Genomic DNA, 23,398 nt, shown 5'->3' with positions numbered 1-23,398 from the left:
TTATTGATATACGCTAATCAATTAATATTATCATAAGGTAATTACCATGAAGACATTCGTAGTAAACTTGGAAAGAGATAAAAATAAAAAAGATCAGATACAGGATGAATGCAGAAAAGCTAAACTTGATTATGAAATAATTAGTGCAGTTGATGGAAGAGAGCTAAATGATAGTGAATTGAGTGCAAAAGTTAACCCTGTTAGTATTAATTATCTTTCTAAAGGCGAAATAGGTTGTGCACTGAGTCATCAGAAAATATATAAAAAAATAGTAGATGATAACATCGATTATGCTCTCATCTTAGAAGATGATGTCGAAATCCCCCAAGATATTAATGTGTTTTTAAGACAATTTTTAAATATTAAAGATAAGAGACAAGGTGATGTTTTTTTACTATACCCTTCAGGATTAAGATTTACTAATAGAAAAATAAGTATCACCCAAGAGTATTTTTTTTATGAGGTTTATAATGCATCATGTACTCATGGATATATTATTTCAAGTAAGGCTGCTAAAAAACTTATACGAATAAATAATCCTGTAATATTAGTGGCTGATGCGTGGCTATGGTTTTATCAAGTATCTTTATTAAAAGTTTATGCGTTGAATAAAGAATTAGTCAAGGCATATGATGTTGATAAATCGCTGTCTTCCATAGAGGCTGAAAGATTATTGTTGTTAAATGAAAAAGAAAAATATCAAATGGGAGTAATAAAAAAGCAATCTTTCTATTATGTGATAAAATATTATCATAAATATATCAGAAGGGTTTTTCTTAAAAAAGAAAAGGCTTAATGACTATATAAAAACCACTATTCAAAATGCATGAATAAAAACGTTTTTAGAGTAGTGGATGTATTTCATAATATTGTTAGTTAAACTATTTACAGTTTACTTTATGTATACCCATTTTTATATTCAATTGTTTTTTAGGAAAGTATTATCAAATTTTTCCATGACTGAAAATTTGTTAAATTCTTTAGTATAACAATCCCAATCTTGCTTTTTCATATACTCTCTATCAAATTCACTGATTATACGGTGAAGGTCATCAGCGTTATTATATATTATTGCCCTATCTCCTAGTATATCAAGATGACAACGTTCATCAGATAACCCCCATGTTATAATCGGTTTGTTTTTTATCGAGAACTCACCAATAGCTATACCGAATGTTTCTCCGCTAGTTCTAGCGTGAAGATAAGCGTCGCATGTATTTATAAATTTTGATATATATTTCGGGTCTGATGTTCCATTAAGGAAAATAATATTATCATATTTATAGAAGAAATTATTTTTAACGAACGGATCTGTTCCGAGAAATAAGAAAAATATATCCTTCCTCTTTCTTGATATTTTCTTAATAATGTTTTTAGCAAATTTTATATCGAATGTGTCTGCGCCGCCATGTCTACCGAAAACAATTGCGTCCTTAGGAATTCCTAAGGTGGCTCTCAGATCTGATTCGTTATCAGGTAAGGATATCATATGAGGTACATAGGGGGCCTTACCTGACGTCATTTCATCTGAAAGCCATTTTGAGACATAAGCATATACATCACCATGCGGCTCATGATTTTTAAAAACAGCATGAACGACAGTTTTAATATCATCACTAATTACATCAGATTTTTTACCTGAGTTTATTACATATAAAACATCTGATTGCGTCTCTTTTATTATTTTTTTTATTTCAGAAAGGTGAGAGTAACTATATACTGAAAAGTTTTTTTTGAATAATTCAACTGCTTGGGGGAAATTATTTGGATTATCTTTTTCATATATAATTATAGACTCATTTCCTAGGACTCGTTGATTTTCTAATGCATAATGGAACATTGCATTGGTTGTTCCTCTATAGCACAATTGATTTTCGTGAAATATTATTTTCATGATGTTACCAAATTTAAATTTTTTAACTTTATATTTTAGAGAGGCTATAATTCTTTATCTTTAATGATTTTTAACTAGCCTGCGTTTTTTGAAACGGACCCACTCTCTTTTTATCTTTCCTAAAATGCTTTTCTTATCTAGGTGATTTTTTAAATATATATTGTGACTTTCTATTGATGCTTTTATTACATACTTTCGATAATCTATATTATCGCCATCTCGAATTATTTCATCAGATAAATCGATAAAACATTCGATAAGAAATTTATTTCTTGACTCGAATAGATGTAAGTAATCGTTATTATATATCGTAAATAACCCATACACATGACTGTCACCTAATAACCATTTAGGTACAGCAGATATTGTTGGGTAAACAAAATCTATCGGGTATTTGGCATTTTTTCCTGCTAATGTTAGTCTGCCAGCAACATCAAACTCGGTATCCGCAATTAATGATGGGCGTCCTACACCCCTCCATGTTTTTCCTGTTAAAGCAAGAAACATGGGCGCTACGTAAATAAAATGATAGTCAATATGATTAGCCGATTGTGCACAACCATAAATACGACCATCACGTGCGGAGGTTATTGCTTTTTGTACTGCTTCTGAGTTTAAAGGAATACAATCAATATCAACAATGATAATTATTTCATCATCAGATGCATTGTCAAAAATTTCTGTCATCCATACAGCATGATCTATCTTATGGCAATTTTGTTGTTCAATATGAAAGCCTAATTTATTAAAAACTTGCCGCTGCGCATTAACCAAACGTTGATCCACATTGTTCCAATACAACGATAGTATACGAACATTATTACAATTAGGTAGGAAAGTGTTAGTCACGAATTACTCCATTTAATTAGATATTACTATCTTTAATTTTTTTAGTTGTTATTACTTTCGGGTATTTTTATATTACTTATTCATTTTTTATAGTAAAGATAGTGATAATTAAAAATAATCAAATATAAGAAATGTCATGAACTAGTAGAGAAAAAATGAGAGAATAACTTCCTCTTAAATATTTCTAGTTTAGAAAATAAAGATTTTTGGTTATATTTCTTAAATAAATTAAACCAATTATTTTTTCCAAGATAGTTTAATTTTATAAGTCTATTGTTTTTATAGTAGCACATAATATAAATACCTTGGTCATCATCAATAATTCTTTGCTGCAAAGTTAGTTTTTGGCAATGCCAGACAAGGTTAGAAAATTCATTCCATTTATCTTTAGTACCTACGATGGCTCCGCCAATAATAAAAGCCTCATTATTAAGCATTTTATCAAAAACAGAGTTTAATGACTTTACCTCCAAATTATTATTTATAGTAAAAAGATGTATTTTTTCTCTATCGAATGAATAATCCCACTGTGTAAGTCCATTTAATATTTTTATGTTTCTACAATAGCCAAAATCTATCCAAGCAGCAAAGTCTGTTTCTATTAACCCCATGCTAATGGATTTAGTGACAAAATAACTTTTAAGATTATTGACTATAACATAATCTGGTGAGAAATATTCGGGACTAATTGACTGTTCCTTGTTTAATTTACTTTGAAATTCTGTCGATTTTTGAATTTTTGATACTTTGTTTTTCATCCTATTTAGTTTGTTTTTATAATCAATAATTACTATTTCCGTCGGTTTTTCTCCTCTTATTTTCTTTATGCGATCTTTAAATTCATTCGATGTAAATATAATCATTTTGTTGTCAAGATGGGATAGATTATTAAAGTACTCAAAATAAGAATCTGTTGTTCTATGGAAGTATGGCGTGTGGCCATTTTCTGGGGTCCAACTTCCTCGACCTATATCAAAGAATGCAGTAACAATTGTTATGGAGGGAGCCATTTTTTTCCTATGATTTTAATCAGGTAGGAGGTAATTAAACACGCTATAAAAATATTAATACATCATTAGATGAGTTAATAAATCATAAATAGCCTTTTTGGGGATTTTATTTCTTAGGCGTGGTAGATAAATAACCGTTAGGATTTTTTACTTGCCAAGCCCATGCATCTGTCAACATGCACTGTAGATTTTTTTCAGCCCGCCATCCTAACTCTTTCTCTGCTAATTTAGGATTGGACCAGCATTCGGCAATATCTCCCTTACGTCGAGGCATTATATTATAGTTGATTTTTTTTCCTGATACGATCTCAAGTTCTTTGATAATATCTAGTACTGAGTAGCCTATCCCTGTACCTAAGTTGTACACACGGTAGCCATAGTTATCTTCTAAACGATCTACGGCACATAAATGACCATTAGCAAGGTCCATCACATGGATATAATCTCTTACTCCTGTCCCATCTTTTGTTGGGTAATCATTACCAAATATTGATAATGCACTCAATTTACCCATGGCCACCTGAAGCATGTATGGCAAAAGGTTACTAGGGATACCATCAGGATCTTCGCCAATCATTCCCGAATGGTGTGACCCTATAGGATTAAAATATCGAAGAGCTATCAATGAGAAATTTTTATTCGCTGTACAAAAATCTTGGAGTATATTTTCTACCATTAATTTAGATGAGCCATATGGGTTAGTTGTTCCCCCTGTTCGACAAGATTCATTCAATGGTATCAATTCAGGCTCACCATACACTGTGGCTGATGAGCTGAAAACTAAATTTTTTATCCCAAAACTTAGCATTTCCTCTAACAAAACTAAAGTTCCAGAGACATTAGTTTTATAATATAATATAGGGGAACTAATCGATTCAACGACAGATTTTAAACCAGCAAAATGAATAACGCTAGATATTTTATGTCTAGAAAAAATATTAGATATAAATTGTCTGTCTAATATATCACCTTGATAAAATATAGCCTGCTTACCAGATATTTTTTCAACTCTATGAATAGACTCAATATGCGAGTTAGATAAATTGTCTAGTACAATTACCTCATCTCCTCTTTGTAAAAAAGAAAGGACGGTATGAGACCCAATATATCCAGCTCCACCTGTTATTAATACGGCCATGTATATCTCCTAATGGGTTTTTAGTTAATAAAATATTATGTTAAATTTTATAGATAATTTTTATAATAAATGGTTTGTTTTGTTAGCGGTAATATTATTATTTTTCGAGATTAAGATTCATATTTGCATATGTAAAAAATAAACATTTAATGTCATCATAACTGATTATGTAATTTTTTTGATAATTTTCTTATTCCATAACATAAACAACTTAAAAAACCTGATAAATATTTTTTTTGTGAAATAGAGTGCTTATATTTTTTTTTCATTTCAACGAATGCGGTTGCATCTTTTAGATCTGCTGTTATCCATGGCGATTTTTGGAGTGCTTGATGAAAAAATATAGTTGAAGGATAATTTGCCCATTTATGCCAAGGTTTAGTTACACCTGTATAGTGTATGAGAATAGTGTCATTTTTTATGATTTCTTTATATTTTTGATGACTTGGATCTTTCAACTCATTTTTTATAGAATAAATAGTATTATATTCTCTTGGAAGGAAGGTTACATTATCATGTAATAGAATATTCATAACATCTTGGTCTGGATATTGAATTGACTCCTCACCAATTTTTAATTTATCAAATATTTTTTGTGTTAAATCCAATTCATTCCAGATGGTTAAATTTACGAATAAAACGCCAGAGTTAAAATACTTTCCTTCTAAGGCTGCCATCTTTAATCGATTTGCTGACTTTTTTTGCATTTCAGGCACATCACGAATTACGGCAGCAACATGTGGTGCTGTATTCAGTTTGTTTAGTTGTGCTAAAGAGCCTTTACACATCACATCAGCGTCAAGATAGAGAAGGCTTGATATTTTATCTGAAAGATGGGAGAAAGCTAATAATCTAAAATACATAGCATGTGACCAAATATCAGTACAAGGCAATGTGTTTAACATGTCAGAATTTATTTTATATAAGACTATTTTAGTTTTAAATTTTTCAGCAAGAACATTTAATTTTTTAATAAAGTCATCATCAAAATCATCAGAAAAAACATGGAATGTAAAATCGATATCATTATTGATGAGGATCGATGCTATTGATATTCCACAACCAATGGCGTAGTTTTTATCTATACCATAAGCAACGTTTAGAGTATCATTATCGGCGATTGGTTGATGCCTATTTTCGGAAACAGAAAGAACATCAATATGTGATGAAATGACCATAAAATCACCTTCAAAGAAGAAAAACTTAACTTGCAGACTTTTGCAATTTTTTAAAATACTTTTTTATAAAAATACTTAATGAAGCTAAGCGATCCACGAACAACGTCACCGTTGTGGAATTGATGCTTGGCACAATATCTCATATTACTCGTAGTTGTTGCTTGTAGTAATGGTGAATGATTCCATGGTGATGCTTTTTTGGCATCCAGAAAATATTTTGTGCAAGCGTAACTTTCAGCCCATTGATGCCAGGGTTTTGTCGGCCCAATATAGTGGATCATAACCGTGCTGTCCGTTATAGGGTTGACTGGCTTAGGCTTATTAAGTTCATAATTAATGCTATATTGTGTATTGTATTTTTTATCAAGCCATATTGTTTTACCTGTAAGTAAAATATTCAATATGTCTTGATCAAGGTAAGATATTTTTGATTTTATTTCATCCTTGGCAAGGAGCGACATAGCCTGTGAGCTAATATCATATTTGTGCCACTGTACGAGATTGATATATAGGAAGCCAGCGTTGAAATACCCTGCATTGATTCCCGGCTCATCAAGTGCCTTGGCTCGTTTTTCCCACCAAACCTTGTCTTCTTCTGCGACCACTGCCGCAATGTTATTGCTAAATTCGATTTTTAACAGTTCGTGTAATGAGCCTTTGCAAACAATGTCAGCATCGATATAAAGGAGTGTTTCAATTTCTGGATAAAGCAAGTCGGCAATGACAAAGCGAAAGTAGGTTGCATAAGACCAGTTTTTGGTGCTGGGTAGTGATTTCAATTCATCACAATCTACAATATAAATATTAATCTCTGCATTATATTGAGTGCTGAGGGCTCGAAATTTCTGCTCTTCATCATCATTTAATGAATCGGTGAATATATGAAATGAAAAGTTGATGTCAGGATTATGAAGCAAGATTGATGCTGCTGAAATGGCGCAGCCAAACATAAAGTTTTTATCAATACCGTAAGCGATATTTAGCGTATCGGATTCTGAATTTTCCGTTAAGGGATGAGTAAATGAAATTTTTCTTTTTATAATACCTTGCGATGAAAAATACATAGTGGACTCGGTTATAAATCTTAAAAATAGATGGGGATCAACGCGTTATTTTGACAACAATAGATTGCGCTGGTTTAGCTATCGTTTTCTCTGATAATCAACTGCGCCGCCTTTTCCGGCAGACTATAAATATCTTCGGTATCCGCAAAATGGCGGGCATTTTCTGCCCACTGTTTCAGCGTTTCCGGCTGACTAAGTGCATGTGACAACGCATGGTTCAACGCTATCTGGTTAAAAGGTTCGGGGATGACTTGCCCGGCCTGCGAGCGCTCAATGTAAAACGCATAACCGCACGCATCGGTAACCAGTATCGGTAACCCCGCCGCAATAGCCTCAAGCAAAACGATGCCAGCGGCCTCCTGATGAGCCGGATGCAGTAACAAGTCTGCGGCTGCCATGAAGTCAGGAATGTCATCTCGGCCAGAGAAAAAGTGGATCTGTTTACCAATACCTAGCTGTTCCGCTTGTTGTTGAAACGGTTTTGGATCGTCCTGACCGACCACCAGAAAGGCAACGCGCTTGCGTATTTCCTCTGGCAGGCTGGCAATAGCGCTCAGGCTGCGGCCAACACCTTTGCGTTTGAAATCGGAACCGACTTGCAACAGAACAAATTGATTTTCACTTAAATGATGTTGCTGACGGAAGTGGGATCGCGTTTCTGGAGAATGTGCGCTGTATTTTCTATCCAGTGAAATCCCCGGTGGCAGCATAAAAAAGCGTTCATCCTGTGTGCCATAATGCTTCTGGAAATGGGCTATTTGCCGTGGCGTCAGCATTAGCATGCGCGTGTGGCTATTTTTATCGAACACGTCCCGTTCAAGCGCTGCGTAACCACGGTAGCGGGGGGTGAGTCGATAAAAGAAGCCTTTTTCCTGCACGGCCTTTTCTGCCGTACATCCTTCCGCGGCATAGTAGAAATCCAGTCCTGGCATTTTGCTAAATCCGACAACACGGTCGACAGGGTGCTGTTGTAAATGGTGTTGTATCCAGTCGGAAAAATGGCGGTGGCGAGTATGATTTCCCAATCCAGAGATGGGTACGAGAATGATCTCAAATCCTTCAGGTTTGTCGCCTTGCCATTCGCTAGTGTAAACACGAATATCGTGGCCTTGCTGTTGGCAGGATTTCGCAATACTCAGAAAATCACGTTGCAGCCCACCGAAAGGAAAATATTTATAGACGCTGAATGCAATTTTCATTGGGCATCTCTTTGCGACGTGATATTCAGCATCTGCTCTGAGGCCAAAATGACATCTTCCGCAGGGATGCAGGACAAATACTTAACTGTCTGATCATAGTTATAGTGAGCTGGCATCGGTTGATATTCCCCTGCCCAAATCTGTTTATAGTGTTCGCACCACGGACGCCATACCTTGTAGTCTGTTGGGCCAAATAAGCTGACGAGTGGCGTATTTAATGCGGCAGCCATATGCATTGGAGCTGAATCTACGCCAATATATAGCACGGCATTGTCGATTAACGCCGCGAGTTCTGGAAAGCTCGTTTTGCCCGCAAATGACATCTCAGGTTTATGAATACACTGTGAATAAATATCGCGAACGACAGATAAATCATCTTCCGATGGACCGCACGTTAACACGACTTCCAGATTTTTTTCTTTAAGATAGTCAATCACCTGGGCGAACTTGTCGTTATCCCAAAATTTATAATATTGACGCGTTGTGGGCTGGATGACGACATAAGGTTGTGTTAACAGCGTCGGACATTGGTCAAAAATACGTTTGGCATCGTCTTGATGATAATGCAGTGATAGTCGTGAAACGGCATTCGATGCTGGTAGCCCTAGCGGCGTAAGTAAATAGAGATTTTGTTCAACAATATGTGCGCCTATTGGCGGTACACAGTGGTCGAAAAACAAACGCCAGATTTTACCTTTCAGTTTATTACCGCGATCGAGCGCAATGCTACGTCCACCTAAGGATTTTACTAACAACGCAATCGGCCACTGATCCGCAAGATTAACGATGAGGTCGTACTTATTGCTCTTCAGTGTTTTTCTGACATCGGTGAAATTACGAACTTTCTCGGAGAGCGTCTTCGTTTTTCTCTTCAACCCATAGAGCTGATGTATCTCTGGGTTGGCGGACAGAATCGGCATCGTATCCTGATAGAGTAATACGTCGATTTTAGCCTCAGGATAATTTGCTTTCAGTGTGCTGATGAGCGGAGTGGTCAGCAGCATATCGCCATGATATCTGAGCTTTACCACGAGAATCCGGTGATAAGGGATGATGCGTTGACTCACTCGTTTTCCTTCATGTCATCAAAGGTTATTATTTTACAGGCACGCTACCGCCTTTGGCTCAACAGCGACCAAAAGACTGATCTTATCCATGTGGCGCGACAGCATGGATAGCTAATTTTCCCGCTATGGTACTAAAACCCATTCCCCTCTCACAGAGGTAAATGCTACTGCCACACGCTAATTATAACAGGGCTAATTCTTTAGCCATTTTCCGGTCAGCGTTGTGCCGAGGCAAAATGCCATAAGCCACGCGATAAGCATGTCTCGTGAATAGAGAATGACATCGCTAAGTCCATACATCAGCAGGGCAAAAAGCAATGCGGCAGAGAGGTGGCTGCGTAGAACAAAAAATGAAAAATAAAATAGAGAGGCATAAAGCAATACTAGCAGTATCACCCCTGGTATGCCTTTCAACGAAAAAGCGTCAATCACTTCATTATGCAGGTGAACATTCAAATATCCCAGCGCGCCGGATAATTCAGACTCTTGCTTTGCTTGTGCAATGATATGTTCTGCACGCTGTTCGGCGGATTGTCCAAACAGGGCTTCTTCTCCTGCCTCGATACCAGATTGGTACATCGCAATACGCGCCCCCACCGATGTCATGCTGTTGTCCATACTATAGCTGTGTATATCGTTGATCAGGTCGTTGACACGTTGCTGAAGTGTATTCTGGAAGAGGAATAAACATAGGAGAAGAGTGGCGGCTGAGCCGATGAATGCTTTAATAAGCAGGCGCTTATTATGTCTGACTTCTGACAATAAAATAGTCGCGCCGACAATCGGGTAGACGAATATCGCTGCCCGCGTCTCTGTTAGCAGAATAGCCACCATCACTAACAGAAAATGCCCCAGGTAAAGATAATACTTATGAGGCGAATCGAGTTTAAGCAGGGCCTGTGCGCTTAGGGCACCGACGAAAGTCAGAAAATAGGCTGCGCTAGTGGCCGTGCCAAATACCAGCCCAATACGATGCATACCACTGAACCATGCCTGATAAAATGCATATCCTAACGCTAAGACACAAATGACGAGCATATAGGCATGTAACCGTTGTGGCTGACTCTTTTGTGAGAGATGCAAGACCGTCAGCAGGGTAAATGCACCCAGAATACCGGCGTGTGCGGATGCCCTGTAGGCGTTATAGACATAAGGGAAAAGGCTATCAGGTTGATAATAGTGGTGATACCAGATGAGATTGGTTAAACCGATAGCCAGCAGGAAAAGTGGAATCAGTAACAATCGTTTAGCCGCTATTACGGTTCTTAGGTTTGTCGCCACATAGAAAACAGAGAGAGAACCCGTGAGATAAAACAGCCACCCGGCAATAATGCTACTAAATGGCATAATAGCTAATGTGAGTAAACAGCCGGGGAAAACGGTTTTAAGCGCGACAGTTGAGCTTATACTGGGTGTTTTGCCCAGTTCGTATCTTAATTCATTAAGCATGTATTTGTTCACAGTCGGGAGCGATATCACTCGCCTGATGCCGGTAATTCTATCAGATTCTCTAATTTCTGATGGACGTGGCTAGCAGGAATTGTCTCCATTTTCTGGCTTTCAGACATTTCTACCACCTGATTCATTCCGTAGCCGCCAATCAGCCCTGGATCGGTTGGTCCGTATAGGGTGATATTCGGACGATCCAATGCCGCCGTCAGGTGGCTAAGCCCGGTATCGACGGAAACAACGGCTTTGGCGCCTGCTAATACCTCGGCGACCTGTTGCAGCGTGAGGCGCGATAAGACCTCAACGTGAGGAAACCCTTCCGCTAGCCGTAATGCGCGCTGATGCTCATGCTCCGCTCCCCAGGGAAGTTTGATGCGTAGGCCGCTCGGCGCCAATAGGTCAATCAGTTCACGCCAGTGTGCTTCCGGCCAGTGTTTTTCATCGCGCGTTGTGGCGTGGAGAAACACCAGATAGCGGTTGGCGTCTGCGGGCGGTTGGGAGAGGAAGCGCGAGGCAATCGCATAATCGCCGCGCTCGGCGGGTTTCCGGTAGCCCAGACTGGCGGCAAACAGCTCTCGTACGCGCTCGACGGCATGCTGTTGACGGCTTATCGGGTGGCGATAGTTATAAAACCAGCTTGCCAGCGGTTCACGCGCGCTCTTGCAATCCAGTCCGTGTTTCTTTCCGTTGGCGAGCCGCGTCACCAGCAGCGCGCTTTTAATCAGCCCTTGCGCATCAATGACGGCATCATAACGGTACTGACGCAGCTGGCGTTTAAATTCAGCACGTTCCTGACGTATCGGGGCGCTGAACCAGCTTTTGCGCCAGCGGCGTATTGCGACTGGAATCACACGAGAAACCGCCGGGTGCCAGCTAGGAACTTGCGCGAAACCTTCTTCAACCACCCAGTCAAACTGGATACCGGGAATAGCCTGCATCGCGTCGGTCAAGGCGGGTAACGTATGCAGCACATCGCCCATCGACGATGTTTTCACGATCAGCACTCTCATGCGTCAGCTCCCGGCAGCGGGTTTTCTCTCTGAATCTGAACAAGGCTTTCTTTTTGAACCGGAACAAGATAGTTATCGAGTGCGCTGAGCACGCGTTCGGGCTGAATGTCGATCAAACTCTGGTGATAACCCTGTTCGGCATCCCCTTTGCGCACCCGGTGATAGCCGGTGATCAGCCGAATCACCTCGGCTTGGTGAGACAGCGGTGGGGTAAAATCGGGGCTACTTGGGCCATAAAGCGCGACAAGCGGACGATGAAGTGCCGCAGCAACGTGCATGAGTCCAGAGTCATTGCTGACGACGGCGTGACAGGCGGCAATGAGCACCACCGCTTGTTCCAGCGAGGTTTTCCCTGCCAGATTAGCGCAATGCTGCCGCGCGCCTTCCGTCAATCCTTGAAGGATATCGTCACAGGCTGAACGGTCATTGGCCGAGCCGAACAGCGCTATTTGGTAGCCGCGTTCAATCAGTGATTGTGCCAGCGCCGCATAGTGATAATGCGGCCAGCGTTTGGCAGGGCCGAATTCGGCACCGGGGCAAAAACCGATGATGGGGCGCGCATCGCTGAGGTTAAACGCCTGCGTCATGTCCGCAATTTCGGTCGTATTGACCTGCAACTGCGGCCACAGTAACGGCTGAGGTAAGTCTTCGGCCCGACGAATACGGCTACGATCGTAGGCTAACGCGGTATAGCGCTGAACCATCAGCGGAAATGCGGCTTTATCCAGCACGCGTACGTCGTTCAGCAATCCGTAACGCATTTCGCCACGCCAGCCTGTACGCTGCGGAATGTTGGCAAAGAAAGGCACTAGCGCGGATTTGAAGGAGTTAGGCAGCACGTAAGCGCGGTCATAGCCCGCATCGCGCAGCGAGACGCCAAGACGGCGACGTTCGCCCAGCTCCAGTGCGCCGTGACCTAGCGGCATGGCTAACGCCTGATTGACTTCCGGCATACGTGCCAGCAGCGGACGGCACCAGGCTGGCGCCATCACGTCAATAACCGCTTCCGGGTGTTCAGCCTTCAGGGTGCGATAAAGGCTGTGCGACATCATCATATCGCCGACCCAGGAAGGGCCGATGACCAAAATTTTCATACCGCTTATGAATCCTTATTTGATTAAACGGTACGGTTCAGCCAGGCCATATATTCCGCTACGCCTTCGGCGACGGTTTTGAACGGCTTGTCATAGCCTGCGGCACGCAAGTTGGTGAGGTCAGCCTGAGTGTAAGCCTGATAGCGGCCTTTCAGCTTCTCGGGGAATTCGATGTATTCCACGCTGCCTTTTTTGTGGAAAGCAAGCGTAGCGTCGGCAACCGCCTGAAAGGATTCGGCGCGGCCGGTACCGCAGTTGAATATGCCGGAAACACCGTTTTGCCAGAACCACAGGTTGACGGCGGCGACATCGCCGACGTAGATGAAGTCACGTTGGAAGTTCTCGCTACCGGAAAACAGTTTCGGATTTTCGCCCTGATTAATCTGGTTATTCAGGTGGAATGCGACGCTTGCCATGCTGCCTTTGTGGCCTTCGCGCGGTCCGTAGACGTTGAAATAGCGGAAGCCGCAGATCTGCGATTCTGCTTCTGGGAGAATTTCACGCACGTACTGGTCGAACAGGAATTTGGAGTAACCATAGACGTTCAGCGGCTGCTCGTATTGACGCTCTTCGATAAAGTTATCGTTACGACCGCCGTAGGTCGCGGCAGACGAGGCATACAGGAACGGAATGTTGCGATCGAGGCAATAATGCAGCACGTCTTTGGAATACTGATAGTTGTTATCCATCATGTACTTGCCATCCCACTCGGTGGTGGAAGAGCAAGCGCCTTCATGGAATATGGCATCAATATCGCCCAGATCGTCACCGGCAACGATGCTGGCGATGAAGTCTTCCTTATCCATGTAATCGGCGATGTCCAGATCGACCAGATTGACGAATTTGGTGCCGTCTTTCAGGTTATCGACCACCAGAATGTCCCGATAGCCGATGTCATTCAGAGATTTTACGATATTGCTGCCGATAAAACCGGCACCGCCAGTAACGATAATCATGGGCGCGACCTTTGTTAATCTTGCTGGTGGGGCACCGCGCCCCACGCTATTTATGACCGCTATAATAGCATTTCATTTTACCGCAAGCAGCCAGAGCTTAATTTATCCCGTGTTGCCTCAACGTTTTTAAGATGATTCAGGCCGTGACGAAGCCTGCATTTTCAGACTGTTTACCCCGCATTTCTGCCCACATCCGCTAGCTTAAAAACCATAAAGCGATCTTTTTATGTGAGAGTCACGCTATGCCTGCCGCTTTTTATCAACAACTTACTACACAAATCATGGCTGCACGTACCGAAGGGGTGTTCAAGGAGGAACGCATTATTACCTCTGCCCAGCAGGCTGAAATCGAGGTGATGGACAGCAACCGCTTACTCAACTTCTGTGCCAATAATTATCTTGGTCTGGCGGACAGCCCGGAACTGATTGCCGCCGCCAAAGCCGGATTGGACAGCCACGGTTTCGGTATGGCATCGGTGCGCTTCATCTGTGGAACGCAGGATATCCACAAGCAGCTAGAGCGTAAGCTGGCGGATTTTCTGGGAATGGATGACGCGATTCTCTATTCCTCCTGTTTTGATGCCAACGGCGGGCTGTTTGAAACGCTGATGGGGCCGGAGGATGCGATTATTTCCGATGCGCTCAACCATGCCTCAATCATTGATGGTATTCGGCTATCGAAGGCGCGACGCTACCGCTATGCCAATAACGATATGAATCAGTTGGAAGCGCAGTTACAACTGGCGAGAGCGGAAGGGGCAAGGCACATCATGATCGCCACTGACGGCGTGTTTTCGATGGATGGCGTCATTGCCAATTTGCAGGGGATTTGCGATCTGGCGGATCGTTATGACGCGCTAGTGATGGTGGATGATTCCCATGCGGTGGGGGTTGTGGGCGAACAAGGGCGCGGAACGCATGAACACCGTGGGGTGATGGATCGCGTCGACATCATTACCGGGACGCTAGGTAAGGCGCTGGGGGGCGCGTCGGGGGGGTATACGGCGGGCAGGCATGAGGTGATCGACTGGCTGCGCCAGCGATCTCGACCCTATCTTTTTTCCAACTCGCTTGCGCCAGCGATTGTCACCGCGTCGCTCAGCGTTCTCGATCTGCTGGAACAGAGTGGCGAACGGCGTGAACGTCTGTGGGCAAATGCTCGTCTGTTCCGTGAAAAGATGGCTGCCGCAGGGTTCACGCTGGCGGGGGCCGATCACGCCATCATTCCCGTCATGCTGGGCGAAGCGCAACTGGCGCAGGATTTTGCGCAGGCGCTACAGCGGGAAGGCGTGTACGTCGCCGGCTTTTTCTATCCCGTTGTTCCCCCCGGTCAGGCGCGTATTCGTACCCAAATGTCGGCCGCCCATACGCCGCAGCAAATCCAATTTGCCGTCGAGGCTTTTGTGCGCGTGGGCAAACGTCTGGGTGTTATCAACTGAGGAAACCGTCATGAAAGCATTGGCAAAACTGCGGCCGGAAGAAGGCATCTGGATGGTGGATTCCCCCATGCCGGAGCTCGGACATAACGACATTATGATTAAAATCCGCAAAAGCGCGATCTGCGGAACGGATGTACATATCTATAACTGGGACGAATGGTCGCAGAAGACTATTCCCGTTCCGATGGTCGTCGGGCACGAATACGTTGGTGAAATTGTCGCGATTGGTCAGGAAGTTAACGGTTTCCATATTGGCGACAGGGTCTCCGGCGAAGGCCATATTACCTGCGGCTACTGCCGCAACTGTCGGGCTGGGCGACGTCATTTATGCCGCAATGCCATCGGCGTCGGGGTCAATCGTCCCGGTTCGTTCGCAGAATATCTGGTGATTCCTGCCTACAACGCGTTTCGCATTCCCGACAATATTTCTGACGAGCTGGCCGCCATTTTCGATCCCTTCGGCAACGCGGTGCATACCGCGCTTTCCTTTGATTTAGTGGGGGAGGATGTCTTGATTGCTGGCGCGGGGCCGATAGGCATGATGGCAGCAGCGGTGTGTCGCCACGTTGGCGCAAGAAACGTCGTGATTACCGATGTGAATGCGTACCGTCTGGATCTCGCCAGGAAAATGGGGGCAACGCGGGCCGTCAATGTGGCAGAGGAAAGGCTGGCTGACGTCATGATAGAACTAGGCATGACCGAAGGGTTTGATATTGGGTTAGAGATGTCGGGTGCGCCATCGGCCTTTCGCGCCATGCTGAAAGCGATGAACCACGGTGGGCGCATCGCCATGCTGGGTATTCCGCACGAACCGATGTCGATTGACTGGGGAGAGGTGATTTTTAAGGGGCTGTTTATCAAAGGTATCTACGGACGGGAAATGTTCGAAACCTGGTACAAAATGTCGGCGCTGATTCAGTCCGGGCTGGATTTGTCACCGATTATCACCCACCGCTTTCACATTGATGCATTTCAAAAAGGCTTTGATGCCATGCGATCGGGTCAATCGGGCAAGGTTATTCTCAATTGGAGTACAGAATAACCCCGCCGTAACGAACTCGTGCGATGGCAAAAGGGAAACGCACACTCGGCGTTACGGCTGCGCGGGCGTTTCGGTTTCGGCCGGTGCCACCCAGGTCTGCCAGCGGTGTTTGATAAACATCACCGGGGCGCTTTCCTGAATGCTGCTGCTCACCAGCCTGAAGAACACATCGTTCTTCATCGGTTCCGGCGGCTGCTTGACCCGACACTGTTGTATGCCGCGGAATGGATTACGCGGTTTGGCTGGTTGCTGTGGCTGAGGTTCGTACTGCCGCGTCGGTTCATTCAGTAACTGGCTGGGACGGACTAAGACAATATCGGCATCCAGCGTGGGCAGCATCTGCTGTAAGACGCGGATAGTGGAAGGATGCGGATGCCCGATAGCGATGGCGGAACCGCTGCGGCGGGCAATTTGCACCGCGCGGGTAAACTGCTTACGAATCTCGGCTTCGTTTTGCGAATCATCCAAAAAGACTTTGCGTTTGATGACTTTGACGCCCGTTCCCGCCGAAGCCTGACTGGATTGGCTGCTTCCGATGGTCATGCTATCGAGGAAATAGAGCTGGTAAGCGCTTAGCGCCTGCATGACTTTTTGCATGCCGGGCAGGCTGGCGGTCATCGCGCTGCCCATATGGTTGTTCAACCCCACGGCGTAAGGCACGTTATTGACCGACTGGCGAATAATGCGCTGAATTTCGTCACTGCTCATGTCCGGGCGTAACGTGTCACGCTCCAGCGGCTGCTTGCTCATCGGGGCCATTGGCAGATGAATCAAGACTTCTCGCCCTTGTTGGTGGGCTTTGGTCGCCATTTCACGGGCGTATGGCGCGTTGGGCAATACCGCGACGGAAATCGCCGTTGGCATCGCCAGAATCTGGTTCTCATTATGCGGGCGATAGCCGAAATCATCGATGACGATGGACAGTTTTCCTGCCAGTGCCAAAGGAGACAGCGCGAGCAGACTTAATGCCAACAACGGCGTTTTGGTGAAATATGACAAGACTATCTTCCCAGCCAAGGTTGTGGATTGACCGCCTGACCCTGACGACGGATTTCGAAATACAGTCCGGGCTGGCTCTGCCCACCGCTGGTGCCGACCAGTGCAATGGATTGACCCGCTCTGACCTGAGCGCCAACGGAAACTAATGCGCTTTGGTTATAGCCGTACAGGCTCATATCGCCTTTACCATGCTGCACCACCACGACCAGCCCGTAGCCTTGTAGCCAGTCGGCCATCAGTACGGTACCGTCGGCGATGGCTTTCACTTCCGTTCCTTCCGGCGCGGCAATCACCAAGCCTTTCCAGCGTAGTTCACCCTGTAGTGGTTCGCCGAAACGGTGTTCGATACGGCCGTTAACTGGCCAGATGGCTTGACCTGAAGGCCGCCCTAAACCGCCGGTTCGAGCCATGAGTGAGCGTTCACCTTCTGTAGGTTTGTAGCTGCTGCCACTGCGTTTGGCCTGTTCTTCCTTCGCGCGAACTTTGGCGGCCTCGCGTGCTTCCCGTTCGGCGCGGGCTTTCGCTTCTCGCTCGGCGCGAGCGATCTGGTCGCGCAACCGGGTTTCATTCTGGCGCAGTTCCGTCAACTGCTGCCGATCTTTTTCCAGCGAACTTTCCAACGTCGACAGCGTTTTTTTCCGATCGGACTGCGCCTGCTCCAGCGTCTGCTGTTGCTGCTGTTGGTCACTCAGCAGCGTTTTTTGCTGCGCCTGTTTTTGTTCCAACTGATGTTTTTGGTCAGCCAGCTCCACGCGGGTTTGCTGCAATTCGTGGATGGATTTCTGGCGGGCTTCATTCAGGTAGCCGAAGTAGGCGAGGATGCGCTCGTTGCGCTGGCTTTCCTCTCCGCTCAGCATTAATTGCAGCGCGCTGTGCTGGCCTTGCCGGAAAGCAGCGTCAAGCTGACGGGAGAGCAGCGTTTGTTGCTTATCCTGTTGAGATTGCAGTTTTGCGATAGAGGCGCTGAGGCTGGTTAATTCTTTATTTAGCGTGGACAGCGTATTACGCGTTTCATGCAGTTGACGACTGGCCTGAGAGATAGACTGCTCCTGCGTTTTCAACTGCTGGACTAACGCACTGCGTTGCTTTTGCTGCTCCTGAACGCTTTTTTCTTTCGCGGCGATATCTTGTTGCAGAGTCTTGAGCTGTGTCTGATTATCTTCCGCCTGGCTGAGCGCGGGCAACAGCAAAACGCCAACGCAGAGTGCGCTGACGCAGCGGGTGAGCAGCCTTTGTAATGCGGATAAATGGCGATCGGCGCTACATGCCACTCGACTCTGTACAAATAACGCGTTTTTACTCATAGCGGTGAATTATTCCACGATGAACAGCGGCTTACCAGTTGTCTCTTGTCTGATTTCTATTTCCAGACGTGACAAGCATGGCACAAAGACGGGCATCTATGCGTATCAATAATGGATAAATGGAAAGCTCTGCGCATAAAATGAAGGAATGGCATTATTGGGTATGCCAGTTTCTGTGGCCTGCTCTCTCTGGCTGGCGTCGGTGTTGGGATGGCGTTAAATCGCTATCCTGGAAATTTTTGGGTATCGCGCCGCAGATTCGATACGCTATGTTGGCTTACTGGCTGTAATTGCCGTATCGCGCAGGTATACTCAGGAACCTTATATTTTTGTTGATTAACTGATCCGGGAGTCGTTACACCCCATGCAAGAGATTATGCCATTCATTAGCAAGAACCCTATTTTGAGCATTTCCTGGGTTGCACTGTTGGTTGCGGTTATCGTGCTTACTGTGAAGAGTAAACTGTCGAACGTAAAAGAAGTGGTTCGCGGTGAAGCGATCCGCCTGATTAATAAAGAAGATGCTGTCGTCGTTGATATCCGTAACCGTGACGACTATCGCCGTGGCCATATTGCCAACGCATTTAACCTGTTGCCGAACGACATTAAAAACGGCAGCGTAGGTGAACTTGAAAAACATAAGTCGCAACCGATTATCGTGGTATGCGCCAACGGCCTCTCTTCACGCGAAGCGGCCGAGAATTTGTTCAAAGCGGGCTTTGAGCGTGTGCAGATACTGAAAGACGGCCTGGCTGGCTGGAGTGGTGAGAATCTGCCTTTAGTCCGCGGCAAATAAAACGGTTTGTGGTAAAACTATCCTCGTCGTGCCGTGTGTGATCAGTCATAGTGTGATAAGTCATACGCAGCAAGAATGGCAACGATTTGGCAGGATAACCGACAGGCTGATTGCAGTACGATAATGACAGAACTGTGCTGACGTCCGCCTACTTATGACGACGGAAGACGTCAAGAAAATCTAACAAAAGGGTATTACTTAACATGTCTGAACAAAACAACACAGAAATGGCTTTCCAAATCCAGCGCATCTACACCAAAGATATCTCTTTTGAAGCGCCGAATGCGCCTCAGGTGTTCCAGCAGGAATGGCAGCCCGAAGTAAAACTGGATCTGGATACGGCGTCCAGCCAACTGGCTGATGACATCTATGAAGTTGTTCTGCGTGTGACCGTAACGGCTTCTCTGGGTGAAGAAACGGCGTTTCTGTGTGAAGTTCAGCAAGGTGGTATCTTTACCGTTGGCGGTATTGAAGGAACCCAACTGGCGCACTGCCTGGGCGCATACTGCCCGAACATTCTGTTCCCTTACGCACGTGAGTGCATCACCAGCCTGGTTTCTCGCGGTACCTTCCCGCAGTTGAACCTGGCACCAGTTAACTTTGATGCGCTGTTCATGAACTACCTGCAGCAGCAGGCCGAAGGTGAAGGCGCTGCGCAGCATCAGGATGCCTGATGAACGCGTCTGACGCTTCCATGACCGTCATCGGTGCCGGTTCGTACGGCACCGCACTGGCCATTACGCTGGCGCGTAATGGCCATCGAGTCGTACTGTGGGGTCATAACCCTACACACATTCAGGCGTTACAGGCTGCCCGCTGTAATCAGGCCTTCCTGCCGGATGTCCCTTTCCCCGATTCGCTACAGTTGGAAACCAATTTGGCCCATGCGCTTGCTGCCAGCAAAAACGTGCTGGTTGTGGTGCCGAGCCATGTGTTTGGTGATGTTCTGCGTCAGTTGAAACCGCATTTACGGGCCGATGCACGTATCGTGTGGGCGACAAAAGGGCTGGAAGCCGAAACGGGACGTTTATTGCAGGATGTTGCCCGCGAAGCGTTGGGTGAAACCATTCCGCTTGCGGTGGTCTCTGGTCCGACATTTGCCAAAGAATTAGCGGCCGGTATGCCAACGGCGATTGCTCTGGCATCAACGGACAGTGAATTTGCCGATGACCTACAGCGACTGCTGCACTGTGGGAAAAGTTTCCGTGTGTACAGCAATCCGGATTTTATCGGCGTGCAACTGGGCGGAGCGGTGAAAAACGTCATCGCTATCGGTGCCGGGATGTCTGACGGCATTGGGTTTGGCGCTAATGCGCGAACCGCGTTGATCACCCGCGGGCTGGCGGAAATGACCCGGCTTGGCACGGCGCTGGGTGCTGATCCCTCGACCTTCATGGGGATGGCGGGGCTTGGCGATCTGGTGCTGACCTGTACTGATAATCAGTCCCGTAACCGACGCTTCGGGATGATGCTAGGGCAGGGAATGGATGTACAGAGTGCGCAGGATAGCATTGGTCAGGTTGTTGAAGGATATCGCAATACGAAAGAGGTGTTGGCGCTAGCACAGCGCTACGGCGTTGAAATGCCAATTACCGAACAACTCTGGCAGGTGCTGTATTGCGGAAAAGACGCCCGAGAGGCGGCACTGAGCCTGTTGGGGCGCACGCGTAAAGACGAAACCGCCAGATTATAAAACACGTCGTTCTATACTCTAAATAATTCGAGTTTCAGGCAGGCGGCAAGGGAAGGAGTCCCGATGAGCTTACTCAGGTAAGTGATTCGGGTGACTGAACGTAGCCAACGTACATGAAACTTGAAGTATGACGAGTATATGCTGGGCTTCCTAATCTGGGAGGCTCATAGTATCTTCATTTTCTTGTATGCGAGCGGTGGTGCTATTAAGCCTGCCGTTTGAGAACAGATATACGTTGTGGTGTGTGGTATCTCGGAGAGTAAGGCAATGTCGACAGAAGAACTGGAACTGGTCTGGACCAATATCAAAGCAGAAGCGCGCAGTCTCGCAGACTGTGAACCGATGCTGGCCAGCTTTTTTCATGCCACGCTGCTGAAGCACGAGAACCTGGGTAGCGCACTGAGCTATATGCTGGCGAACAAGCTGGCAAATGCGATCATGCCCGCTATCGCCATTCGTGAAGTGGTGGAAGAAGCCTACCACGCCGATCCGCAAATGATCGTTTCTGCCGCGCGCGATATTCAGGCTGTCTGCCTGCGCGATCCGGCGGTGGATAAATACTCGACGCCGCTGCTCTACCTGAAAGGGTTTCATGCACTACAGGCTTACCGCATTGGCCACTGGCTTTGGTCGCAGGATCGTAAAGCACTGGCGGTCTATTTCCAGAACCAGATCTCGGTTTCTTTTGGTGTCGATATTCACCCAGCAGCGAGAATTGGCTGCGGGATCATGCTCGATCATGCGACAGGTATTGTGATCGGCGAAACCGCTGTGGTTGAAAATGATGTCTCTATTCTGCAATCCGTGACGCTGGGCGGTACGGGTAAAACGAGTGGCGATCGTCACCCTAAAATTCGTGAAGGCGTGATGATTGGTGCTGGTGCGAAAATTCTGGGGAACATTGAAGTTGGCTGTGGCGCGAAAATTGGTGCCGGTTCTGTCGTGCTGCAATCCGTTCCTCCACACACGACGGCGGCAGGTGTCCCGGCTCGTATTGTCGGTCGACCGGAAAGCGATAAACCTGCTATGGATATGGATCAGTATTTCAACGGCATCAATCGTGGCTTTGAATACGGTGATGGTATCTAGCCCCGCAGCATAGGCGATTCACCGCTCTTGCTATCCATCTTGAACGGTTCCTCATCAGAGTATAAACCACCGATAAATAAGGTGGTTTTTTGCTATTTCTGCTAAGAAACGTCTGAAATCGGTACTGAATTCACTATCTATTTAAGCAAAGTTGTTACTTATCCCTTCATAATAGGCTGCTTTAGTTTACCGCTTATATAGGCAGATGGCGTAAGTTGAACTATATATTTTGGTAACGACCAAGGATAGCTTTGCCTGGATTACCTTTGTTTGAATGGAATCGTGACGCTGTTACAGAGAACATTATATGTATTTGAAGCGAACTTTAATCACGCTGAGTTTGAGTACACTACCCGTTGTCCCTTTTTTGAGCTACGCAGCAGAAAGCATAAATAATGTAGGGATAAATAATACGGATAGCACGGCTAACCGTACCCTTACAGCGGTTGATTCCAATGATTTGGCATCGGATAAGCGGAGTGAAAGCTGGTGGCAGAGAAGTAAAAATAACCTGTCTACGACCTGGAATTCGCCGCAAAGCCACGATATTTATATCCCGGCGATTACCTGGCATAACCGCTGGACGTACGATAAAGAAAAGACTGATCGATATAATGAAAGGCCGTGGGGCGCGGGCTACGGTGTTTCCCGTTTGGATAAGGATGGGGACTGGCACGGGCTTTATATTATGGCTTTTAAGGATTCCTTTAATAAATGGGAGCCAATCGGTGGCTATGGTTATGAAAAGCGCTGGCGGCCAACCAGCGATCAGGATTTTCAACTGGGGCTGGGTTTTACGGCTGGCGTAACGATGCGTGACAACTGGAACTATATTCCGATCCCTGTATTGCTGCCTCTGGCATCAATAAGTTATAACAAACTCTCTTTCCAGGCGACTTACATCCCTGGCACATATAATAACGGAAATGTTTTCTTTGCCTGGTTAAGATGGCAGATTTAATTTTTCGGTTATCGAGCCTCTTTTATTTCATGAAAAGAGGCTCTAATTATTTGATAAAGCGTCGCACTGACCGAATATATTCGGTGGTGTAAATGTTACTTGGAAAATGGTTATTTAATGCCGTTTCTCTCATTGTGACATTCACTCGTCCATTTGTTCGTTATTCA

At 45.4% G+C, this 23,398-nt stretch carries 22 protein-coding genes; 8 read left to right on the top strand and 14 right to left on the bottom strand.

Going from position 1 to position 23,398, the window contains the following annotated elements; translation table 11 throughout:
- Positions 1 to 46: 46 nt before the first annotated feature.
- Positions 47 to 796 (top strand): glycosyltransferase family 25 protein, encoded by a 750-nt coding sequence (locus O1Q74_RS19280; protein WP_271875099.1) that lies wholly within the window; start codon positions 47 to 49, stop codon positions 794 to 796.
- A gap of 123 nt (positions 797 to 919) precedes the next feature.
- On the opposite strand, the gene O1Q74_RS19275 is transcribed toward O1Q74_RS19280, so the two are convergent.
- The 12 genes from O1Q74_RS19275 to rfaD form a co-directional block, all read right to left on the bottom strand.
- Positions 920 to 1,894: a hypothetical protein gene (locus O1Q74_RS19275; protein WP_271875098.1), complete on the bottom strand. Its 975-nt coding sequence runs from the start codon at positions 1,892 to 1,894 to the stop codon at positions 920 to 922.
- Positions 1,895 to 1,954: 60 nt separating this feature from the next.
- A complete protein-coding gene (locus O1Q74_RS19270; protein ID WP_271875097.1) occupies positions 1,955 to 2,680 on the bottom strand; it encodes a hypothetical protein in 726 nt (241 codons plus the stop codon).
- 197 nt (positions 2,681 to 2,877) lie between these two features.
- Positions 2,878 to 3,753: a protein YibB gene (gene yibB / locus O1Q74_RS19265; RefSeq protein ID WP_271875096.1), complete on the bottom strand. Its 876-nt coding sequence runs from the start codon at positions 3,751 to 3,753 to the stop codon at positions 2,878 to 2,880.
- Between the two features lie 106 nt (positions 3,754 to 3,859).
- Positions 3,860 to 4,891 carry a UDP-glucose 4-epimerase GalE gene (gene galE / locus O1Q74_RS19260; RefSeq protein ID WP_271875095.1) on the bottom strand — a complete coding sequence of 344 codons (1,032 nt, stop codon included), beginning with the start codon at positions 4,889 to 4,891 and terminating at the stop codon, positions 3,860 to 3,862.
- 155 nt (positions 4,892 to 5,046) lie between these two features.
- Positions 5,047 to 6,069, bottom strand: a complete 1,023-nt coding sequence (locus tag O1Q74_RS19255) for a glycosyltransferase family 8 protein (protein ID WP_271875094.1) — start codon at positions 6,067 to 6,069, stop codon at positions 5,047 to 5,049.
- 50 nt (positions 6,070 to 6,119) lie between these two features.
- Positions 6,120 to 7,133 carry a lipopolysaccharide 3-alpha-galactosyltransferase gene (gene waaO / locus O1Q74_RS19250; protein ID WP_271875093.1) on the bottom strand — a complete coding sequence of 338 codons (1,014 nt, stop codon included), beginning with the start codon at positions 7,131 to 7,133 and terminating at the stop codon, positions 6,120 to 6,122.
- Between the two features lie 74 nt (positions 7,134 to 7,207).
- Entirely contained in the window at positions 7,208 to 8,332 is a 1,125-nt protein-coding gene (locus tag O1Q74_RS19245; protein WP_271875092.1) for a glycosyltransferase family 4 protein, read from the bottom strand.
- Complete coding sequence (gene rfaQ, locus O1Q74_RS19240; protein WP_271875091.1) at positions 8,329 to 9,399, bottom strand: lipopolysaccharide core heptosyltransferase RfaQ; 1,071 nt, start codon at positions 9,397 to 9,399, stop codon at positions 8,329 to 8,331. Before rfaQ ends, O1Q74_RS19245 begins: the two co-directional genes overlap by 4 nt.
- 192 nt (positions 9,400 to 9,591) lie before the next feature.
- A complete protein-coding gene (locus O1Q74_RS19235) occupies positions 9,592 to 10,848 on the bottom strand; it encodes an O-antigen ligase family protein (protein ID WP_271875090.1) in 1,257 nt (418 codons plus the stop codon).
- 26 nt (positions 10,849 to 10,874) lie between these two features.
- Positions 10,875 to 11,858 (bottom strand): lipopolysaccharide heptosyltransferase RfaC, encoded by a 984-nt coding sequence (rfaC, locus tag O1Q74_RS19230; protein WP_271875089.1) that lies wholly within the window; start codon positions 11,856 to 11,858, stop codon positions 10,875 to 10,877.
- Positions 11,855 to 12,952 (bottom strand): ADP-heptose--LPS heptosyltransferase RfaF, encoded by a 1,098-nt coding sequence (gene rfaF / locus O1Q74_RS19225; RefSeq protein WP_271875088.1) that lies wholly within the window; start codon positions 12,950 to 12,952, stop codon positions 11,855 to 11,857. The genes rfaC and rfaF overlap by 4 nt, the downstream gene beginning before the upstream one ends.
- 23 nt (positions 12,953 to 12,975) lie before the next feature.
- Positions 12,976 to 13,908: an ADP-glyceromanno-heptose 6-epimerase gene (gene rfaD / locus O1Q74_RS19220; RefSeq protein WP_271875087.1), complete on the bottom strand. Its 933-nt coding sequence runs from the start codon at positions 13,906 to 13,908 to the stop codon at positions 12,976 to 12,978.
- Between the two features lie 242 nt (positions 13,909 to 14,150).
- Here rfaD and O1Q74_RS19215 point away from each other — a divergent pair, with 242 nt between their 5' ends.
- On the top strand, positions 14,151 to 15,347 hold the full coding sequence (locus O1Q74_RS19215) for a glycine C-acetyltransferase (RefSeq protein ID WP_271875086.1): 1,197 nt from the start codon (positions 14,151 to 14,153) through the stop codon (positions 15,345 to 15,347).
- A 10-nt stretch (positions 15,348 to 15,357) separates the two neighbouring features.
- Positions 15,358 to 16,389 (top strand): L-threonine 3-dehydrogenase, encoded by a 1,032-nt coding sequence (gene tdh / locus O1Q74_RS19210; protein WP_271875085.1) that lies wholly within the window; start codon positions 15,358 to 15,360, stop codon positions 16,387 to 16,389.
- A 51-nt stretch (positions 16,390 to 16,440) separates the two neighbouring features.
- On the opposite strand, the gene O1Q74_RS19205 is transcribed toward tdh, so the two are convergent.
- Positions 16,441 to 17,388 (bottom strand): divergent polysaccharide deacetylase family protein, encoded by a 948-nt coding sequence (locus tag O1Q74_RS19205; RefSeq protein ID WP_271875084.1) that lies wholly within the window; start codon positions 17,386 to 17,388, stop codon positions 16,441 to 16,443.
- 2 nt (positions 17,389 to 17,390) lie between these two features.
- Positions 17,391 to 18,692, bottom strand: coding sequence for a murein hydrolase activator EnvC (envC, locus tag O1Q74_RS19200; protein WP_271875083.1), 1,302 nt, complete (start codon positions 18,690 to 18,692; stop codon positions 17,391 to 17,393).
- Positions 18,693 to 19,056: 364 nt separating this feature from the next.
- Here envC and O1Q74_RS19195 point away from each other — a divergent pair, with 364 nt between their 5' ends.
- The 5 genes from O1Q74_RS19195 (at position 19,057) to pagP (ending at position 23,231) form a co-directional block, all read left to right on the top strand.
- Positions 19,057 to 19,488 carry a rhodanese-like domain-containing protein gene (locus O1Q74_RS19195; RefSeq protein WP_271875082.1) on the top strand — a complete coding sequence of 144 codons (432 nt, stop codon included), beginning with the start codon at positions 19,057 to 19,059 and terminating at the stop codon, positions 19,486 to 19,488.
- A 203-nt stretch (positions 19,489 to 19,691) separates the two neighbouring features.
- A complete protein-coding gene (gene secB, locus O1Q74_RS19190) occupies positions 19,692 to 20,162 on the top strand; it encodes a protein-export chaperone SecB (RefSeq protein ID WP_263058295.1) in 471 nt (156 codons plus the stop codon).
- The gene (gpsA, locus tag O1Q74_RS19185) at positions 20,162 to 21,181 is read left to right on the top strand and encodes an NAD(P)H-dependent glycerol-3-phosphate dehydrogenase (RefSeq protein ID WP_271875081.1); all 1,020 of its coding nucleotides are present in this window, start codon (positions 20,162 to 20,164) and stop codon (positions 21,179 to 21,181) included. The genes secB and gpsA overlap by 1 nt, the downstream gene beginning before the upstream one ends.
- A gap of 267 nt (positions 21,182 to 21,448) precedes the next feature.
- Positions 21,449 to 22,270, top strand: coding sequence for a serine O-acetyltransferase (cysE, locus tag O1Q74_RS19180; RefSeq protein WP_271875080.1), 822 nt, complete (start codon positions 21,449 to 21,451; stop codon positions 22,268 to 22,270).
- A 307-nt stretch (positions 22,271 to 22,577) separates the two neighbouring features.
- Positions 22,578 to 23,231: a lipid IV(A) palmitoyltransferase PagP gene (pagP, locus tag O1Q74_RS19175; RefSeq protein WP_271875079.1), complete on the top strand. Its 654-nt coding sequence runs from the start codon at positions 22,578 to 22,580 to the stop codon at positions 23,229 to 23,231.
- Positions 23,232 to 23,398: the final 167 nt, after the last annotated feature.

Origin of the sequence: Pectobacterium sp. A5351, assembly GCF_028335745.1 — a bacterium.
In the GTDB taxonomy this organism is placed as follows: domain Bacteria; phylum Pseudomonadota; class Gammaproteobacteria; order Enterobacterales; family Enterobacteriaceae; genus Pectobacterium.
This window is presented reverse-complemented; position numbering and strand designations above follow the sequence as displayed.

Coding starts and splice junctions, on each gene's coding strand:
- O1Q74_RS19255 (WP_271875094.1), bottom strand. CDS start 6,069: ATGGTCATTTCATCACATATTGATGTTCTTTCTGTTTCCGAAAATAGG.
- galE (WP_271875095.1), bottom strand. CDS start 4,891: ATGGCCGTATTAATAACAGGTGGAGCTGGATATATTGGGTCTCATACC.
- rfaF (WP_271875088.1), bottom strand. CDS start 12,952: ATGAAAATTTTGGTCATCGGCCCTTCCTGGGTCGGCGATATGATGATG.
- O1Q74_RS19280 (WP_271875099.1), top strand. CDS start 47: ATGAAGACATTCGTAGTAAACTTGGAAAGAGATAAAAATAAAAAAGAT.
- tdh (WP_271875085.1), top strand. CDS start 15,358: ATGAAAGCATTGGCAAAACTGCGGCCGGAAGAAGGCATCTGGATGGTG.
- O1Q74_RS19195 (WP_271875082.1), top strand. CDS start 19,057: ATGCAAGAGATTATGCCATTCATTAGCAAGAACCCTATTTTGAGCATT.
- O1Q74_RS19215 (WP_271875086.1), top strand. CDS start 14,151: ATGCCTGCCGCTTTTTATCAACAACTTACTACACAAATCATGGCTGCA.
- secB (WP_263058295.1), top strand. CDS start 19,692: ATGTCTGAACAAAACAACACAGAAATGGCTTTCCAAATCCAGCGCATC.
- cysE (WP_271875080.1), top strand. CDS start 21,449: ATGTCGACAGAAGAACTGGAACTGGTCTGGACCAATATCAAAGCAGAA.
- pagP (WP_271875079.1), top strand. CDS start 22,578: ATGTATTTGAAGCGAACTTTAATCACGCTGAGTTTGAGTACACTACCC.
- O1Q74_RS19245 (WP_271875092.1), bottom strand. CDS start 8,332: ATGAAAATTGCATTCAGCGTCTATAAATATTTTCCTTTCGGTGGGCTG.
- waaO (WP_271875093.1), bottom strand. CDS start 7,133: ATGTATTTTTCATCGCAAGGTATTATAAAAAGAAAAATTTCATTTACT.
- envC (WP_271875083.1), bottom strand. CDS start 18,692: ATGAGTAAAAACGCGTTATTTGTACAGAGTCGAGTGGCATGTAGCGCC.
- gpsA (WP_271875081.1), top strand. CDS start 20,162: ATGAACGCGTCTGACGCTTCCATGACCGTCATCGGTGCCGGTTCGTAC.
- rfaC (WP_271875089.1), bottom strand. CDS start 11,858: ATGAGAGTGCTGATCGTGAAAACATCGTCGATGGGCGATGTGCTGCAT.
- O1Q74_RS19235 (WP_271875090.1), bottom strand. CDS start 10,848: ATGCTTAATGAATTAAGATACGAACTGGGCAAAACACCCAGTATAAGC.
- yibB (WP_271875096.1), bottom strand. CDS start 3,753: ATGGCTCCCTCCATAACAATTGTTACTGCATTCTTTGATATAGGTCGA.
- O1Q74_RS19275 (WP_271875098.1), bottom strand. CDS start 1,894: ATGAAAATAATATTTCACGAAAATCAATTGTGCTATAGAGGAACAACC.
- rfaD (WP_271875087.1), bottom strand. CDS start 13,908: ATGATTATCGTTACTGGCGGTGCCGGTTTTATCGGCAGCAATATCGTA.